1 rRNA gene is annotated in these 1,655 nt (G+C 51.8%); it reads right to left on the reverse strand.

Annotated features, from left to right (window positions below):
* Positions 1-1,655: ribosomal RNA gene (locus tag G633_RS0100015) — 23S ribosomal RNA — on the reverse strand; the annotation flags it as partial.

Below are 1,655 nucleotides of genomic sequence, written 5' to 3' on the forward strand. Positions count from 1 at the left end.
AGTCTCCCACCTATCCTGTACATATAATACCGGCTCCCAGTATCAACCTGGAGTAAAGCTCCATGGGGTCTTTCCGTCCTGGCGCGGGTAACCAGCATCTTCACTGGTACTTCAATTTCACCGGGTGCATTGCCGAGACAGTGCTCAAATCATTACGCCTTTCGTGCGGGTCGGAACTTACCCGACAAGGAATTTCGCTACCTTAGGACCGTTATAGTTACGGCCGCCGTTTACTGGGGCTTAAATTCAAAGCTTCGCTTGCGCTAACCTCTCCTCTTAACCTTCCAGCACCGGGCAGGCGTCAGCCCATATACTTCACCTTTCGGTTTCGCATAGACCTGTGTTTTTGCTAAACAGTTGCTTGAGCCTCTTCTCTGCGGCCCACGTCTTAGGTGGGCTCCCCTTATCCCGAAGTTACGGGGACATTTTGCCGAGTTCCTTAACAATGCTTCTCCCGTCGGCCTTAGGATTCTCTCCTCATCCACCTGTGTCGGTTTACGGTACGGGTTATACATACGCAATAGTGGCTTTTCTTGGCAGTCATATCTAGTGCTTCACTACTTTAGTTCGTTCCCCCTTGCGGGACCGGGCTTTCCTTTCCCGGCTCACTCCTTTTGCCTGCGTCCCCACAGTTCTGATATGCATAAGTGCAGGAATATCAACCTGCTGTCCATCGACTACGCCTTACGGCCTCGCCTTAGGTCCCGACTTCCCCAGGGCAGATCAGCTTTACCCTGGAATCCTTGGATATTCGGCCTGGAGGATTCTCACCTCCATCTCGCTACTCATTCCGGCATTCTCTCTTCTAAACGCTCCGCCGCTCCTTCCGGTACGGTTTCTTCGCCCTTTAGAATGCTCCCCTACCGATCACATGTACCCGTAGATACATACAATCCCCAGGCTTCGGTGTCGTGTTTCAGCCCCGGTAATTTTCGGCGCAGGACCTCTCGGCTAGTGAGCTATTACGCACTCTTTGAATGTGTGGCTGCTTCTGAGCCAACATCCTAGCTGTCTATGAAATCCCACATCCTTTTCCACTTAACACGCACTTTGGGACCTTAGCCGTGGATCTGGGCTCTTTCCCTTTTGACTACCCAACTTATCTCGTGTAGTCTGACTCCTGTTCACCACCTTGTTGGCATTCGGAGTTTGATAATCTTTGGTAAGCGGTGAAGCCCCCGCGGATATTCAGTGCTCTACCTCCAAAAGGTTTGATACAGGGCTAGCCCTAAAGCTATTTCGGGGAGAACCAGCTATCTCCGAGTTCGATTGGAATTTCTCCCCTATCCACAGCTCATCACCACCCTTTTCAACGGATGTGTGTTCGGACCTCCACAGCCTTTTACGGCCGCTTCATCCTGTCCATGGATAGATCACCCGGTTTCGGGTCTATGTATAAAGACTATCGCCCTGTTCAGACTCGGTCTCCCTTCGGCTATTCACCTTAAGTGCTTAACCTTGCCTCCATACATAACTCGCCGGACCGTTCTACAAAAAGTACGCGATCACCCTCGTATGGGGCTTTCGCAGCTTGCAGGCACAGGGTTTCAGGTTCTCTTTCACTCCCCTCCCGGGGTCCTTTTCACCTTTCCCTCACGGTACTATACGCTATCGGTCACTAAGTAGTATTTAGCCTTACGGGGTGGTCCCCGCGC

Source organism: Butyrivibrio sp. FCS006 (genome assembly GCF_000424525.1).
Taxonomy (GTDB): Bacteria; Bacillota; Clostridia; order Lachnospirales; family Lachnospiraceae; genus Butyrivibrio.